Consider the following 16,813-nt stretch of genomic DNA (forward strand, 5'->3'; position numbering starts at 1 on the left):
ATCTCGCTTAACAAACCGCCTGCGTACGCTTTACGCCCAGTAATTCCGATTAACGCTCGCACCCTCCGTATTACCGCGGCTGCTGGCACGGAGTTAGCCGGTGCTTCTTCTGCAAGTAACGTCACAGATGTAAGGTATTAACTTACACCCTTTCCTCCTTGCTGAAAGTGCTTTACAACCCGAAGGCCTTCTTCACACACGCGGCATGGCTGCATCAGGCTTGCGCCCATTGTGCAATATTCCCCACTGCTGCCTCCCGTAGGAGTCTGGGCCGTGTCTCAGTCCCAGTGTGGCTGATCATCCTCTCAAACCAGCTAGGGATCGTCGCCTTGGTGAGCCATTACCTCACCAACTAGCTAATCCCACTTGGGCCAATCTAAAGGCGAGAGCCGAAGCCCCCTTTGCTCCGTAGAGATTATGCGGTATTAGCCGTCGTTTCCAACGGTTGTCCCCCACCTCAAGGCATGTTCCCAAGCATTACTCACCCGTCCGCCGCTCGACGCCAGAGGTGCAAGCACCTCTTCGTTTCCGCTCGACTTGCATGTGTTAGGCCTGCCGCCAGCGTTCAATCTGAGCCATGATCAAACTCTTCAATTAAAAGTTTTTTATTCTCTACCTAATGAAAGGCGAAGAATCATGCTCAATGAATACTGATTTTGATATCTATCGATATCGAATTGACTGTGCTGAATAAATTAAATTTATTCTGTTGGTCACTCAGTTCAATTGAGACTCTAAATTTGTTTGCGTCATCTAGCGAACTAGAATCGGCTGTTAGAACTCAATCTGTACGAGTGCCCACACAGATGATTGCTTCATATTTTTAAAGAACGTTTTAGGCTTTCGCCTCGGAAGCTTTGCTCCCGTTCAGGGCTGCGCATTCTACGCTTTCCTGATTTTGTGTCAACACTTAATTTTAAGTTTTTTAATTCGCTTTAAACTAAGTTTTATTTGACTCTCTAACACCGCGTTTAGCTCGTTATCCGTTGCTGTCTGCCGTGTCAGTGGGAGCGCATTATAGGGAGAAACAAAATCAACGCAACCCCTTTTTTACTAAAAACCGCAAAAAAACGTTAACCCAAGCTCAAACGTTCAAAATACCAACAAACTAAAGGTAAACGAACATCGATTAGGCTGTTTTTTGTGCTCTTTCCTTAAGGCGGCCTATAAGTATTGAACAACTACACTAAAGATCAAGGTAAGGCTTATAAAAAAGTGCACTTAGCGTGCACTCTTTTATCTCGATTGCAACGTATGCATTTCTTAATACAAGATACTATATAGTTTACGGCGGTATTGAGCTGCTAGGGCGTCGCCCTCAGGTAGGCTAGCAATGATATCAAGGTAGGACTTCTTCGCATCGCCAAAATTAAGATCTTTGTTAAGCACTTTAAACAGTGTCGCTAACGCGTCTTCTTTTTTACCCGCTTCATTGAGTGCCACAGCCAAATTTACTTTTGCCTCAAGGTTTTCAGGCTCGTTATCAACGGTCTGTTGCAAAGTTTGGATCTCTGGTGAGTCTTGCGCTTGTTCAGCAAGCTCTAGCTTAGCTTTAATATTGTTATAATATGCATCTTGCTCGACTAAGCCTATGGTTTCCAATAACGCTTTGGCATCATCAAGCTTATGTATTTGGATGCAAATATCAGCCAGCACCAGTTTGATACGACTATTATTGCTGTCTATATCATACGCCTGTTTTGCCAGTTTAAAGGCCTCGTTATGATTTTGGACCATCAATGCATCTTTGGCTTGTTGCAGCAACATATCTTGTGGTTGTGGTAAGTGCTTTTGCAGTGCTTCTTTAATTTGCGCCTCGCTTTGTGGCCCTGGGAGCATATCGACGGGTGCTCCCTCTTTTAATAACACCAAAGTAGGCAGCGCTTGTAAGCCAATTTGCTGCGCTAATTGACCCGCCAATGCTTGCTGTGTGTCACAATCTAAAGTTGCCACGACAAGATGCTGCTGATATTGCTGCGCTATGCCTTGTAAAATACTGGCCTGTTCCTGACATTCCGGGCTTTGGGCAGAGTAAAAGCTCAACGCCACCAACTTTTCTTGCGAAGTGTCGCCTAATACTTGCTGGATATTCTCTGCCGTCAATTGAATTTGATTCGTCATGCTTATGTTGCCATCTCACTATAATTACGCTTTGATATGGTGACTAACATAACAATTACAAGAGCAAGGATCACCCATGCAATTGCCTACTTCTTTCACCGCTCTCAGTGCTGCTTTACTACTTGCATGCACATCAACAGCAGCACACAGTATAGATGTTAAAGATAGACTCCCTGAGCTTGAAGCCTTCTATCTTGATTTACACCAATCACCAGAGCTGTCTTTACACGAACAGCAAACCGGTGAAAAGCTGGCCAGTAAACTGCAAACTTTAGGGTTTGATGTGACCAAAGAAGTGGGTGGCTACGGTGTCGTTGGTCTGTATAAAAATGGCTCTGGGCCGACCGTTATGATCCGCACCGACACCGACGGTTTGCCAATCGTCGAACAAACCGATGTGAGCTACGCATCTAAAGTGACGGTGACAAAAGATGATGGCTCCAAAGTTGGAGTGATGCATGGCTGTGGTCACGATATTCATATGAGCAGTTTCATTGGCACTGCTGAACACCTCATGGCCCATAAAGATCAATGGCAAGGTACGCTGATGATGGTAGCTCAACCTGCTGAGGAAATCGGCGCGGGTGCCAAAGCAATGCTCAATGAGGGCTTGTTTAGTCGCTTCGCTAAACCAGATCATGTTTTAGCCTTGCATGTCAGTGCCAGTGTGCCTGCGGGCAAGGTTGCCTTAAAGCCGGAATATACCATGGCCAGTGTAGACTCGGTGGACATCATTGTGAAAGGTAAAGGTGGGCATGGTGCCTACCCGCACACCACCATCGACCCTGTGGTCATTGCCTCACGTTTGGTGTTGGCGCTACAAACGATCACCAGCCGTGAGCTCTCACCTTTAGAACCTTCCGTTGTGACTGTCGGGTCTATTCATGGCGGCAGTAAACATAATGTCATCTCTAACGAAGTGACTCTGCAACTCACGCTACGCAGCTATAACCCGCAGGTACGTAATCAACAAATTGCTGCCATTAAACGCATAAGCGCAGGTATTGCTGCTAGTGCGGGGTTAGAGCAGGCCCTTTACCCTGAAGTCATTGTCCATGAACAAGAATCAATTCCTTCTACTTATAACGATCCCACGCAAACCACCTTAGTCACAGACGCCATTAAAAACGCTATCGGTGAGAATAATGTAGAATTAACCAAGCCAGTCATGGCCGGGGAAGATTTTGGCTTGTACGGACGCACCGACGACAACTTGCCTATTACCCTGTTTTGGCTCGGCGGAGTAAACCCAGAAACATATAACGCCGCTCAACAATCTGGGGCGCAACTGCCATCGCTGCACTCTAGTAAGTTTGCGCCTGATTATAAAAAGGCCATTCCAACGGGTGTCAAAGCGATGACTCATGCGGCGCTCAAGCTATTCAATACACCTTAAGCTTGCGCTTTAGACGCGCCCTTAGCTTTGTAACTGCGGGCGCGCTTTCGTTTACCACCTCTCAAGGCTCGCTTGGCGGGCCCTTTAATATTGCTAAATACACCAGCATCACAGTTCTTTGCTTGATTGACCAAGTCGCTCAACTGTGTGGTTAATGGCTGCATGAAGTCTTGATATTTGAGCTCTTGCTCGGCAATTTTTGCTAATGCCATTTCCCAGTGCGCCGTCATATCCGGCGTTGCTAATTGCTCGGGCAACGCACTGATCAGAGCGCTTCCCGCTTCGCTAGCACAAATGGATTTTCCTTTACGAGTAAGAAAACCACGTGAGAAAAGCAATTCGATGATGCTTGCTCTGGTTGCCTCAGTGCCTAAGCCATCGGTATCGCGCAGCACTTTACGTAGTTGTGTGTCCTTGACGTAACGGCCAATGGATGTCATTGCGCTTAATAGAGTGGCATCACTAAAGTGTGCCGGGGGTGTGGTCTGCTTATCGTCAATACGTGCATCATCACACTGTAGCAATTGCCCTAAGGTCAATGGTGGTAAACATTGCTCATCTTGCTTCGCCTTTTTGCCCATGAGCTCTTTAAAACCCAGATCAATGTCTTCTCGGGCTTTTGTTGTAAACTTGCCTCCGGCTATGGTCACCTCGACATCACTTTGGTAATAGCGATATGCAGGCATAAATTGAATGAGGTATTGGCGACAGATCAGTTCATACACTTTGCGCTCATTATCATTCAACTGCGCTGCGGTGTGCTTGGCTGTAGGTACGATGGCATGGTGCGCTGCCACTTTGCTATCGTTAAAGCAACGGCTCTTTTTATTGCTATCTACAGCTGTGAGCTGCTGGGCGGTGAAAACGCCATTATTAAGCACTGCGTTAATAATATTGCTGGCGTCAGCAAAATGCTCCTTAGGCAAATAGCGGTTATCTGAGCGCGGGTAAGTAATTAATTTATGCTTCTCATACAAGCTTTGACAACAATCTAATACCGCCTTCGCGGAGAGAGAAAAGCGCTTCGCTGCATCTATTTGCAGTGCCGATAGGTTATAAGGCAGAGGAGCTTGCTCTTGCTTTTGCTCTTTGCTTAAGTCGGTCACACTTGCCGGTTGGCCGATAATCCGGCCGACTACATTTTCTGCAAGCTTACGCAGCAATACTCGGCCCTGTTCATCTTGATAGGCCCGACACGCTTCGCTTGGTTGCCACTTCAGCCAAAATGATTCGCCTTGTGCTGTAGTCACTTGCGCGTGCACTTCATAAAACGGCTTACTAACGAACTCGGCTATTTCTTTATCTCTGGCGACCACCAGACCCAGCACCGGGGTTTGTACCCTTCCCACTGAGAGCACCCCTCGATAACCGCTTTTTTGTCCCGCCAAGGTATAAGCTCGTGTTAGGTTCATGCCAAACAACCAGTCGGCGCGCGAGCGGGCGAGTGCTGAAATACTCAAAGGCACAAACCGGGTATTGGGCTGCAGCTGGTTCAGGGCTTTTTTCACTGCAGGCAAGTTCAAATCACTGATCAGTAAACGCTCAACCGCTTGCTTTTTATGTTGCGACAAAGATACCTGATTAATCACTTCATCAACCAGCAACTGCCCTTCTCTATCGGGGTCGCCGGCATGCACTAAGGTGTGAGCTTGTTTTATCAGCTTCTTAACTAAAGTGAGTTGTTTACGAGTTTTGCTTTTCGCTTTTAGCTGCCACTGCTTCGGAACAATAGGCAAGTGCGCTAATTGCCACTTTTTAAAAGCGGGGTCGTAGTCATCGGGCTCAGCCTGCTCAAGCAAGTGACCGATACACCAGGTGACACAATCGCCATTGCCGACCTCTATATAGCCTTCTTTTTTTTGCTGAGGTTTGGGCAAGGCTGCGGCTATGGCACGGCCAAGAGAGGGTTTTTCGGCAATATAAAGCTTCATGACAACAACTGGCTATTTATACAGTTATTACAGTGTAGAGTATAATTACGAGCTAGGAAAGAGTGCGCGCGGCTGTTTTGTTTCTTCTTGCCTGCAACCAAAACAGTATCGGTAAATAGCACAATATTAAAGTGACGCTGTTTATGATTGGTATTAGGGTTTTGTAAAGGTACGAGCTATTAAATGTTAGATCCCATAAATGGCGATCAGCGACACGCCAAAGCTGTAAAAAAGGCGCGGCAACGACAATAAGCTGACCAGCAATGCTTTGCCACATATGCACTTTGCCACGAATGCCCCAGTAAGCAATAATCGCCATCCAGGTAATATCGTTGCTTGCCCATATGACATAACGCCAGATCATGTCTTTATCCCAATCGAGCAAAAAATCGTGTATCAGTGTTCCGTAAAGAAAGAAAGCGGCGGTTAGAAGGACAAACCGCAAGGCCTTGTACTCACGAGTAAGGACATAGAAAACAATAGCGGGCAGCAAAAATGCTGCCCAACTATTGTTTAGAAAGATTAACGTTTCCTCTAGCCAACTAGGCATAAGTACTTAGCCTAACGACTGTTCGGTGTCTTTGTTATCGTCTCCGCTTTTATCATCAGTGCCGCTACCATTTCCGGGTATACTGGCAAACTTATGCAAATCCAACATCCTGTGCTCCCTGTCTATTCAGCTTTAATTCAGTTGCTAAATTACCGTATTTTTGGCACAAAGCCAATAGTTACTGCACAACTTCAATGGGGTCAGATTCTTTTGCTTTACCCTGCATGATTGAAATTTCGACGCGGCGATTACGCTTACGATCTTCATCAGTTTCATTGGGCACTAACGGCCGCGTGTCTGCGCGCCCCACCACGACCATTCTACTTTTATCAAAGTCATCAACCTTTTGCATTTCACTGGCAACCGCGACTGCGCGCATCGCACTCAGGTCCCAGTTGTTGGTATAGAGCTCATTAGAGACTTGGAAGTCATCGGTGTGTCCCGAGACAGTGATTTCCCCGGGTACATCTTTTAGTAATTCAGCAATATCTTGAATAATAGGCTTAAATTTTGGCTGTAAGAAAGCACTGCCGGAGGGAAAAGAGCCGTTTTCACGAATGCGAATAATTATTTGCTGCCCTAAAGATTCCAGTTCTATGGCGCCGTCAATAATTTGCTGTTCTAGCTGTTGTGCAATTTTCTTCACCAGCTCATTGGTACGCTCTTGGTCTGCTGCGGCGATGGCTTGCTGTTGCGACTGCTCATCGGCGGTACTGGCAGACTCCCCGCCGCGTTGGTCGCCACGCTGCTCTTTACGACCGCCTGCAGAGTCTTCTTCCCCAGCTTGGAACTCCAGCATTTGCTGTGTCATTTCAACAGTCTGCTGTTGAATTGTCTCGATGGGCGTGGGGTCTGGGCGCCCCGGTTTAAATTCCATGGCAATGACACTGGTTCCTTTAGGTATGTCTTTTACTTCCAGTTTATTTTGCACACCAAAAGCAAACTTCATGGAACCAGCAATTTGCTTAAACTTGAGCACATCCATCTCGGAGAACGCCAATAGCAATACAAAGAAGCACATCAGTAGCGACATCAAGTCTGCGAACGTGCCCATCCAAGCCGGTAATCCGGGAGGGGGGCATTTGCAGGGTTTTTCATCCGACATACTTACTCCTCGGTATCAACTTGGCGCTTGGACTCTGCCAGATAGTTTTTCAGAATGCCTTCAATAACTTTGGGGTTTTGTCCGTCTTGAATACCTAAGATAGCGTCTAAGATCAGCCGTTGATTGAGCTCTTCTTCGTCTTTGCGCAGTTCTAACTTGGATTGGATAGGAATTGCTATCACATTGGCGAGAAACGCACCGTACAATGTGGTTAGTAGCGCCACCGCCATCGCGGGGCCAATCGCTTTGGGGTCATCCATGTTAGAGAGCATCGCCACCAACCCGATCAAGGTCCCGATCATACCCATTGCCGGGGCTATATCACCCAAGGCCTTAAACAGGCCAGCGCCTTGCTCATGGCGAGCGGTGGTTAACAAAATATCTTTTTGCAAAGTAGCACGAACCACATCGGCGTCATGGCCATCAACCAACATATCAATGCCTTTGCGCATAAACTTGTTGTTAATCTCTGCCTCTTCTAGCGCTAAAAAGCCCCCTTTACGAGCAGAGTCTGCCAGCTCTACAGCCTTCTCAATAAGCTCATCGGGCGATTCAATCTTAAACATGAAGGCCTTGCCGGCTACTTTCCCTATGGTGAAAAATTGCCCCATGGTGTAGTTAGCAAGCACAATAAAAAGAGAACCACCAAATACAATTAGCACCGAAGGAGTGTTATAGAACATGCCCACATCACCACCAAGCACCATAGACATGACAACGAAACCAATCGCGCCGAGAATACCTATTATGGTTGCTAAATCCACATGTCCTCCACCCACTTTTCTATTCAGCGCCTTCCCACTAAAGCCCTATATATGGCCAGGGAATATCAGACGTTATTATAATTACTCTTGAGATATCGGCAACTTGCTGAATTACTTGAATCATTTTTTTAAAATCGCGAAGCGACAATATTAAAACTAGCATGCCTACACAGCTTTGCCGTGAAAATCGCATCCATCTTTGACCTAGTCCACGATTCCCCCTAAAATTGGCGCTCTTATTAGGTGTAGTGAGTGACAAGGCCATGGCCCAAAAAAAACCAGAAAACCTAAGCTTTGAAGAAGCCATTAATGAATTAGGGCAAATTGTAACTGATATGGAGCAAGGAGAATTGTCTTTAGAGCAATCTTTAAAGCAATTTGAACGCGGTATTGGTCTGGCAAATGCATCGGCTCAAAAGCTTGATAACGCCCAGCAGAAAGTAAGCATGTTAATGAGCAACGACCTAAATGCTGAGCTCACCCCAATGGATGATCAAGAGTAGTCGCCCCTGTGAATTTAAAACATGCCTTAGCACAGGCACAACAGGATGTGCTACACACCCTACAGCGTTATTTTCAAACACAGCAACAAACACAGCCTCAGTTATTGGCGGCAACGCAGTACTGTATTGAAAATGGTGGCAAGCGCTTGCGACCATTTTTAGTCTATGCTGTAGGTAATATGCTTGCAGCACATCAAGACGATCTTCACAAAGCCGCTGCAGCCATTGAGTGTATTCATAGTTACTCTCTGGTGCATGATGATTTACCGGCCATGGACGATGATGAATTACGGCGCGGTCGACCCACCTGCCATATCGCATTTGACGAGGCCCACGCTATTTTAGCTGGCGATACCTTGCAAACCATTGCCTTTGAGCTGCTCAGTAGCACTGATTTTGATATCGGCGCTAGCCAACAGTTAGCACTGATACGAAGTTTAAGCCAAGCTTCAGGACTATTGGGTATGGTAGGCGGCCAAGCGCTCGATATCGCGGCCACCGATAAAGCGATTTCCTTAAGTGAACTTGAGCATATTCATCGTCTAAAAACCGGGGCATTACTAAGCTGCGCCATTAAGCTGGGCTATTTGTGCTCCCCGAACGTAGAAAACAGCACACGTGCTGCATTAGACGATTACGGCCGTGCCATCGGCCTGGCTTTTCAAGTGCAAGATGATATTTTGGATGTTGAAGGAGATACCGCCACGCTAGGAAAGCCGCAAGGCTCTGATGTGGCTGCAAATAAATCTACTTATCCTGCGCTTATGGGCCTTGATGGTGCCAAAGATAAGATGCAGCATTTGTATCAACAAGCTATTGATGCGGTGTGCCCGCTCCCATATGACACCCGTGTTCTCGAGCAACTCGCAGGCTATATCATCGCCAGAGATCATTAAAAATGACTACTGATGCGAAGGGCTGGTTTGATATACTTCAGCCATCGCAGTAAAGGATAAAACGACGCATGAATTTGGATAGTAGCAAGTATCCCTTATTACAACAGGTCAGCAAGCCTGAACAACTTCGCGAGCTACCGCAAGAGCGGTTAGGCGCGTTTAGCCACGAACTGCGGGACTACTTACTAAACTCCGTATCGCAAAGTAGCGGTCACTTTGCCTCCGGGCTCGGCACGGTTGAACTGACTGTTGCGCTGCACTATGTGTATAACACCCCGTTTGATCGCCTGATTTGGGATGTAGGCCACCAAGCCTATCCGCACAAACTGATCACCGGCCGCCGTGAGCAAATGCACACTATTCGCCAAAAAGATGGATTACATCCGTTCCCTTATCGCGGTGAGAGCGAGTACGACACCTTTAGTGTCGGTCATTCGAGTACCTCCATCTCCGCCGCGCTAGGTATGGCTATTGCTGCACAAAAAGAAGGCCAAGGCCGTAAAACAGTTGCCGTCATCGGCGATGGTGCTATCACTGCGGGCATGGCCTTTGAGGCGATGAACCACGCTGGCGATATTAATTCCGACATGTTAGTCATTTTAAATGACAACGAGATGTCTATTTCAGAAAATGTCGGCGCGTTAAATAATCATTTTGCGCGTATTCTCTCTGGTAGCTTTTACGCCAATATTCGTGAGGGCAGCAAAAAGCTCTTATCAGGGTTACCGCCAGTGAAAGAACTGGCTAGCCGTATGGAAGAGCACCTTAAAGGCATGGTTATACCGGGCACCTTCTTCGAAGAGCTTGGCTTTAATTATATCGGCCCAATCGATGGCCATGATGTCAACATGCTGGTCGACACCCTGCGCAATATGCGCAACCTCAAGGGCCCTCAGCTACTGCATATAAAAACCCAAAAGGGCAAGGGTTATAAGCCTGCCGAAGCCGATCCTATTGGTTACCATGCGGTGCCCAAGTTTGATCCGACCGTGACTAAATTACCCAAATCTAAGCCGGGTGCACCGACCTTTTCAAAAGTGTTCGGCGATTGGTTGTGTGATATGGCCAGCGTTGATGACAAACTGATGGCCATCACTCCGGCAATGCGCGAAGGCTCGGGCATGGTGCGCTTCTCTAAAGAGTATCCACAACAGTATTTTGATGTTGCCATTGCAGAGCAGCATGCGGTCACACTCGGTGCAGGGTTTGCGTGTGAAGGCCTAAATCCCGTAGTAGCAATTTATTCAACCTTCTTACAACGAGCCTACGATCAACTTATTCATGATGTAGCGCTACAGGAATTGCCTGTGCTCTTTGCCATTGATCGCGCTGGCGTGGTTGGCGCCGACGGGGAAACTCATCAGGGCACGTATGACTTAAGTTATTTACGCTGTATTCCTAATATGGTCATTATGGCGCCGGCTAACGCCAATGAATGCCGTAATATGCTCTATACCGGGCATCAGCTTAATAAACCCGCCGCTGTGCGTTACCCGCGTGGCAGTGCCGGCGACGGTGAGCTTGATAGCGAAATGCAACAATTACCCATTGGCAAGGGACGTGTTGTTAAGAGCGGCGAAAAAGTCGCAATACTGTCGTTTGGTACCTTGCTGGAGAATGCCCAACAAGCAGCAGAGCAGCTCAATGCCACCCTAGTTGATATGCGTTTTGTGAAACCTCTCGATCACCAGCTGATTGATAAGTTGGCAAGTGAGCATAATGCGCTTGTCACCTTGGAGGATAATGTTATCGCCGGTGGTGCAGGCTCAGCAGTAAGCGAGTACTTAGCGCAAAGCAAGCAGCTTAAGCCAGTTTTGCACCTTGGCCTACCGGATGTATTTATTAAGCATGGTACGCAGCAAGAAATGCATGCTGAGCTTGGCCTTGACGGCGACGGTATCACTCGCCAGATAAGTACGTGGTTAGATTAACAAGCTAGCGAGTTGGATATTCGGTAATAAAAAAGGAGCCAAAGGCTCCTTTTTTATTTATTCACTTTCTTAACGCATCCAAATTTTAATGTCGGCTAAGCCGGTGCTTTGTAAGGTGGCTATTTGCGCATCTAAGTTTTCACTTTGCTCAAACTCAAAGGCATCCAACTGATCATCAAACTCAATATGCGCACAGCCATCGCCGCCGCGCTTTTTCACCTGATGAAGGGCGATATCCGCTAAGTTCACCGATGTTTCCCAGCCGATCACTTGGCCGCCGAGCAAGGGCATCGGATAACAAGACCAGCCCAGCGATGCGCTAAGATTAATCTTTTTACCATTGGGTAGTTGAAAACTTTTCTCTGCGATGGATTTGCATAACTGACGCGCAAACTGATTGACCTGATCAAGCTCGAAATCGCGCAGCAACAACAAGAACTCATCGCCGCTCCAACGGGCCACATAGTCAGAGCCCTGCGTGCAGGAATTCAATAGAGTCGCCATTTGTTGTAAGCAACTATCGCCGCTCAGCGGTCCGTAGGCATCATTAATACGTGAGAATTTGTCGATATTCACTATCAACAGTACTAAAGCCCTGCCCTGCTCTTGTAATGAAGACGAATTACGCTGGTAATGTTCAATATCTTTAGGCAGCTGATCGAATAAGAAACGTCGGCTACGCAGTCCTGTCAGCTCGTCAGAGTGACTCACTAACTTCAGCTGAGAGTTCACCTGGTTAAGCTTATCATTGGCATCACGCAGCTCCATAGTGCGCTCTTCCACCAAACTCTCCAAGGCTGCTTGCTTGCGGCGTTCCTGGGCTCTAAACACCCACAGCAATAAATAGATAATAAAAAATAACCCGGAAACAATCAGCAACCGGAAATACACCGTTTCATCGAAGCGTTTCGGTACCTGAAACGCATAGTGTGTGCTTGTGGCTTCTTCCCAACTGTCACTGGTGCGCTTGGCTTCAAGCTTAAAAGTAAATGGGCCAGGAGGTAAGTTAGTATAAATGGCTTCACGACGATTTTTAGCATAGCGCCAGTCGGTATCCAAGCCACTTAATTGGTAACGAAACTCCACCTCAGCCGGGGCGTAAAAATCAATCGCTGTATAATTAATCGTTAAGTCGCGCTCATCGGTATCGAGCTCAGGGTTAACACCCAAGCCACCGGTATATAAAGTACGTCTGGGGGTGGCAATACTCTCCACTTGGGGCGCTAATTGGTCTTGGCCAAAGAGCTGCACATTTTTAGGGATTTCCACCACCCCTTGCAAACTCGGATACCAAATAGAGTCACCACTGTCAGCCACCGCGTCATGGCCTAAACCAGCACAACATTGACTGGCTTTACCATCGAGCTGGCGATCATACGAGGAAATCACCTGCTCTACTTGTAAGTTTCCAATTTCATCCGAGAATTGCTCCACCGGCATGCGGTAGACGCCTTTCATGGTGCTGACCCACACCCGCTGCAGGGCTTTATCATGATGCAGGCTAAAAATGGAGCCATAGGGTAAGCCATTGGATACATCAAGCTGGTGCCAGCGCCCTTGGGTACTGCGATAGAATAAGCCGTCATTTAACGAACCAACTAACGTCCCAACATCATCAATTTCTAAAATACTGGTGACATAAGCGCTTTCCAGCGCTGTAGAGTCGCCGATGCGCTCAATGCCTTTATCTGAGAATAAGTAACCGCCTTGGCTGGTACCAATTAAGCCATATTTGCCTTTATCCAGCACGTAAGTAATAAACTTACTATCGAGTACAGCATTGTAGGTAAAGGGTGTTAAGCCTCGATATCCCATGCGATACATACCCCGGCCAGTACCAAACCACAGTCCGCCAGCACTTGACTCACTGATAGCAAACACCGGGTTTTGCCGTAATTCTCGCGCATCGATGTTATATAGCTGCTCATCTTCGAAGTACAACACACCGCGATCCGTGGCGATATACAACCGCTCACCAACAAAATGCAAATCATGCACCGCACTGCGGCGTAATTTAGCCCGAGGCACGCGATTAATAAAATTATTATCTTGATCGAAATAACCAACACCACTGCGATTAGCCACCCATAGCTGACCACTCGGTGATAAGGTAATGGCCATCACCGCTTCGGTCATACTCGAGAGTGCATTATGGCGCTCAACCCGGCCCGCATGGGCAAGCCAAAGGCCCTCGCTGAAGCTCGCCAGCCAAATATTGTTTTGTTCATCGCGGTAAATATCGGAAAACCAGATGCTTTGATCCAGTGCTGCCGGCTCAACCCATTGCCACTCTTTAGAATTGTCGCGATACAGTAATCGCCCATAGGTTGAGATCCACAATGCGCCATCGGAGTCACTCATAAACTTATACACCGCCGCATTACTGGCGTTGGGTAAAGTAAATGGCCGTAGCTCATCATCTATGTCTAAAAAGTAAGCTCCTAATTCAGAGGCCAGGTACAGAGTGCCTTCTAGCCAGGCTAAGTCGTGGATAATGGTTTGTGCTAAACGATCAGGCAGGGTCACCCGCGCAGTTATTTTTAAACGCAAGCGCGATGACGACGACGACATGTTGGTTAAGCGCAGTAAGTAGTTTTCACTGACTAACCACACGCCTTGCGGTGCCAGTGCCATTTTACTGACCGAAATTTGGTTGATGGCAGTCAAGCGTCCCTGAATACGGCCGCTGCGTCGACGCTCACTCTCAGGCAAATGAAAAGCGACCTGATTACGCTCGATATAAAACAGTTCGTTGGCTGCCACCCAAATATTGCCTTTATCATCTTGCAATATATCGCGCACCGGGCCGCCAATACCAAACTCAAAGTAGTTCATTGAGTCAGGGTCAAGCACGGAAATGCCGCGCTTGGTGCCTATCCACAATAATCCTTCTTTATCAATCAATAACTTATTAATTGCATTACTATTGAGGAAGTTGCTATTTTGCTGCGTAAAGTTAGTGAAGTGATCGCCATCAAAGCGACTTAAACCAAATTGAGTGCCTACCCAAATATAGCCCTTGTTATCTTGGGTGACACTTTTGAGAGATTGTGAAGGCAGACCATTTCGGGTATTCCATTGCTTAACCACATAATCCGTGATTGATGCCGACGCCAAGTGCGAAGCAAAAACTGCCCACACCAATACTAGTGACTGAAAAAACCGCTGCAATGTCACACCCAGACTCAAATCTTATATTCCTGGCAAATAACCTACTTTAATTAACGCTTGGAGGCAAATTAGCGAGCATATGCCGGCGAGAATATCATCTGCCATAATCCCAAGCCCACCATGCAGACGTTTATCAAGCATACGGATTGGTCCAGGCTTGGCAATATCGAAAAACCGAAACAGGGCAAAGCCCACCACTAAGGTCTGCCAATTAATAGCCGCTCCTATCATGGTAATATAAAACCCTGCCACTTCGTCCCAAACAATAGCCGGATGGTCATGCACACCCAAGTCATCTGCGGTTTTACCACAGGCCCACACACCCACAGTGCATAGCATGAGCGCCATTGCTGCCTGCACCCACAGTGGCATACCCCAGGTCATAAAAATAAAAGGAATTGCCGCAAAGGTACCCACGGTACCTGGGGCTTTGGGACTTAAACCTAAGCCAAAACCTAGGCCTAAAAACTGATGACCACGACGTAGATTAAATAAGCTTGTAGTGATCACGCGTCACCCTGTATAAAATGTTCAAAGCCCACTTGGGCGACATCGAGTTTATCTTCACCGTTAAGTACCTCGACCTTCCCCTCGCCACCACGAATTTGGCCAATGCACACAGCCTCGATGCCATACTGACTCAAACGATTGTCCAGCATCGCTTTGTGGTTCTCGGGTACCGTGTAAAGCAACTCGTAGTCATCGCCATAGCCAAGCACATAAGGCCATTTCGCCTCGCCTTCAATGCTCTGACGAAAGGCTTCTGACGTTGGAATTTTATCGGCATGAATGGTGGCACTGACCAAAGACATATCTAAAATATGTTGTAAATCAGCCAAGAGCCCATCGGAGATATCAATGGCAGAGCTGGCGTAGCCACGTAAGACCTGTCCTGCTGCCACCCGGGGCGTCGGATACTCCAATTTAGTGGTCAGCTTCTTCAGCCATTCAGGGGCAATATCTAAGTGTTGTTTGCGCGCTTCGATAGCCAGGCCCGCATCACCCAACGGTCCGGTAACATAAATCCAATCGCCGGGTTTAGCACCGCCGCGTGTTAACGCTTTGCCGGTAGGCACCGTGCCTTTGGCACATACGGTAACAGTAAGTGGGCCTTGCGTAGTATCACCACCAATGATTTGCACGTTGAAATATTCTGCTATTTCATGCATGCCTGCGGTGAACTCTTCTAACCATTCTACTTCGGCTTTCGGTAAGGTAAGCGCCACAGAAACCCACGCAGGCTCGGCGCCCATTGCAGCAAGGTCACTGAGGTTAACGGCGATAGCCCGGTGCCCCAAAGCGCGCGGTGACATATCTTCAAAAAAGTGCACACCAGCCACCATGGTGTCAGTGGTAATGGCTAATTGGCTGTTTTCCGGAATACTCACCAAGGCGCAGTCATCACCTATGCCAAGATTCACATCCCGGCGTGTGATCCCTCGGCCTTTAAAGTATCGGTTTATTAATTCAAATTCTTGCATACACAAAAAAGCCGGCCTCAGCCGGCTCTCCTTGTTAAAGGTGCTTAGCTATTACGTAGCTGCTTAATGGCTTTATCAAGCACACCATTAACGAATTTATGACTGTCATCGGCACCAAACATTTTCGCCAGCTCAATGCCTTCATTGATGGCCACTTTGTATGGCACGTCATCTCGGAATTTAAGCTCATACGCACAAAGTCGTAAAATGGCTTTTTCTACCATATCAATTTCTTCGTACGGACGCGTCAAATGCGGAGCTAAGACTTCGTCTAGTTGTTTTGAGTTAACGGCAACACCGCGCGCTAGGTCTTTAAAATACTCTACATCGACCTTAGTCACGTCATTCTCGATTAACATGTTTTGTTCGATATCAGCAATAGCGTTACCGCTCATTTGCCAAGAGTAAACGGCCTGTAAGGCCAATATGCGCGCTTTGCGTCTCGCTGCTGGTTTCACTGTGAACCCTTAAATTTTGTCTAAAACATTAACCATTTCTAGGGCACCTAATGCAGCTTCGCCGCCTTTGTTACCCATTTTTGTACCGGCACGCTCAATGGCCTGCTCTATGCTTTCAGTCGTTAATACGCCAAAAGCAACCGGTACATCATACTCAAGCGATACCTGCGCCAAGCCTTTATTCGACTCACCGGCAACTAAATCAAAGTGCGGAGTGCCGCCACGAATAATCACGCCCAAGGCGATGATAGCATCGAACTCACCTTTGGCGGCAATGCGCTTGGCAGCAAGAGGTAACTCAACCGCACCCGGCACATACACCACGGTAATATCATCATCGCTGACGTTACCTGTACGCTTTAGCTCATCGACTGCGCCGTCCAATAAACTGCGACCAATGTAGTCGTTAAAACGCGAAATCACGATGGCAAATTTTTTGCCCGGTGCAAACTTGTTACCTTCAATAATTTTCATCTGTAAACCTTAATTGATTCTGCCAAGGCGTG

At 47.4% G+C, this 16,813-nt stretch carries 14 protein-coding genes and 1 rRNA gene; 4 read left to right on the forward strand and 11 right to left on the reverse strand.

Annotation, left to right across the window (positions count from 1 at the left end):
- Positions 1 to 597 (reverse strand): 16S ribosomal RNA (locus MHM94_RS06885); the annotation flags it as partial.
- 666 nt (positions 598 to 1,263) lie between these two features.
- Positions 1,264 to 2,121: a tetratricopeptide repeat protein gene (locus MHM94_RS06890; RefSeq protein ID WP_235419429.1), complete on the reverse strand. Its 858-nt coding sequence runs from the start codon at positions 2,119 to 2,121 to the stop codon at positions 1,264 to 1,266.
- Between the two features lie 76 nt (positions 2,122 to 2,197).
- On the opposite strand from MHM94_RS06890, the gene MHM94_RS06895 reads away from it, so the two are divergent.
- A complete protein-coding gene (locus MHM94_RS06895; protein WP_235419428.1) occupies positions 2,198 to 3,517 on the forward strand; it encodes an amidohydrolase in 1,320 nt (439 codons plus the stop codon).
- On the opposite strand, the gene MHM94_RS06900 is transcribed toward MHM94_RS06895, so the two are convergent.
- The 4 genes from MHM94_RS06900 to pomA all read right to left on the reverse strand — a co-directional run bounded on the left by MHM94_RS06900 (position 3,514) and on the right by pomA (position 7,867).
- Positions 3,514 to 5,448 (reverse strand): DNA topoisomerase III, encoded by a 1,935-nt coding sequence (locus MHM94_RS06900; RefSeq protein ID WP_235419427.1) that lies wholly within the window; start codon positions 5,446 to 5,448, stop codon positions 3,514 to 3,516. The two genes, MHM94_RS06895 and MHM94_RS06900, sit on opposite strands and share 4 nt — an antisense overlap.
- Before the next feature lie 52 nt (positions 5,449 to 5,500).
- The gene (locus tag MHM94_RS06905) at positions 5,501 to 5,998 is read right to left on the reverse strand and encodes a hypothetical protein (protein ID WP_045980529.1); all 498 of its coding nucleotides are present in this window, start codon (positions 5,996 to 5,998) and stop codon (positions 5,501 to 5,503) included.
- A gap of 178 nt (positions 5,999 to 6,176) precedes the next feature.
- Entirely contained in the window at positions 6,177 to 7,103 is a 927-nt protein-coding gene (locus MHM94_RS06910) for a flagellar motor protein MotB (RefSeq protein WP_026110915.1), read from the reverse strand.
- 2 nt (positions 7,104 to 7,105) lie between these two features.
- Positions 7,106 to 7,867: a flagellar motor protein PomA gene (gene pomA / locus MHM94_RS06915; protein WP_022943545.1), complete on the reverse strand. Its 762-nt coding sequence runs from the start codon at positions 7,865 to 7,867 to the stop codon at positions 7,106 to 7,108.
- A gap of 263 nt (positions 7,868 to 8,130) precedes the next feature.
- Between pomA and MHM94_RS06920 the strand changes: the two genes are divergently transcribed.
- From MHM94_RS06920 to dxs, 3 genes are all read left to right on the forward strand, one after another.
- Entirely contained in the window at positions 8,131 to 8,370 is a 240-nt protein-coding gene (locus tag MHM94_RS06920) for an exodeoxyribonuclease VII small subunit (protein WP_022943546.1), read from the forward strand.
- Between the two features lie 8 nt (positions 8,371 to 8,378).
- A complete protein-coding gene (ispA, locus tag MHM94_RS06925) occupies positions 8,379 to 9,266 on the forward strand; it encodes a (2E,6E)-farnesyl diphosphate synthase (RefSeq protein ID WP_045980528.1) in 888 nt (295 codons plus the stop codon).
- Between the two features lie 68 nt (positions 9,267 to 9,334).
- The gene (gene dxs, locus MHM94_RS06930; RefSeq protein WP_022943548.1) at positions 9,335 to 11,197 is read left to right on the forward strand and encodes a 1-deoxy-D-xylulose-5-phosphate synthase; all 1,863 of its coding nucleotides are present in this window, start codon (positions 9,335 to 9,337) and stop codon (positions 11,195 to 11,197) included.
- Between the two features lie 69 nt (positions 11,198 to 11,266).
- On the opposite strand, the gene MHM94_RS06935 is transcribed toward dxs, so the two are convergent.
- The 5 genes from MHM94_RS06935 to ribE are packed head-to-tail and all read right to left on the reverse strand — an operon-like array spanning position 11,267 to position 16,781.
- A complete protein-coding gene (locus MHM94_RS06935) occupies positions 11,267 to 14,338 on the reverse strand; it encodes a diguanylate cyclase (protein ID WP_235419442.1) in 3,072 nt (1,023 codons plus the stop codon).
- Positions 14,339 to 14,389: 51 nt separating this feature from the next.
- The gene (locus tag MHM94_RS06940; protein WP_022943550.1) at positions 14,390 to 14,878 is read right to left on the reverse strand and encodes a phosphatidylglycerophosphatase A; all 489 of its coding nucleotides are present in this window, start codon (positions 14,876 to 14,878) and stop codon (positions 14,390 to 14,392) included.
- The gene (thiL, locus tag MHM94_RS06945) at positions 14,875 to 15,849 is read right to left on the reverse strand and encodes a thiamine-phosphate kinase (RefSeq protein WP_022943551.1); all 975 of its coding nucleotides are present in this window, start codon (positions 15,847 to 15,849) and stop codon (positions 14,875 to 14,877) included. The genes MHM94_RS06940 and thiL overlap by 4 nt, the downstream gene beginning before the upstream one ends.
- 44 nt (positions 15,850 to 15,893) lie before the next feature.
- Entirely contained in the window at positions 15,894 to 16,307 is a 414-nt protein-coding gene (gene nusB / locus MHM94_RS06950; RefSeq protein ID WP_022943552.1) for a transcription antitermination factor NusB, read from the reverse strand.
- A gap of 9 nt (positions 16,308 to 16,316) precedes the next feature.
- Positions 16,317 to 16,781, reverse strand: coding sequence for a 6,7-dimethyl-8-ribityllumazine synthase (ribE, locus tag MHM94_RS06955; protein ID WP_022943553.1), 465 nt, complete (start codon positions 16,779 to 16,781; stop codon positions 16,317 to 16,319).
- Between the last annotated feature and the right edge of the window lie 32 nt (positions 16,782 to 16,813).

It is taken from the genome of Pseudoalteromonas sp. CNAT2-18.1 (assembly GCF_022347865.1).
GTDB classification, from domain to species: domain Bacteria; phylum Pseudomonadota; class Gammaproteobacteria; order Enterobacterales; family Alteromonadaceae; genus Pseudoalteromonas; species Pseudoalteromonas ruthenica.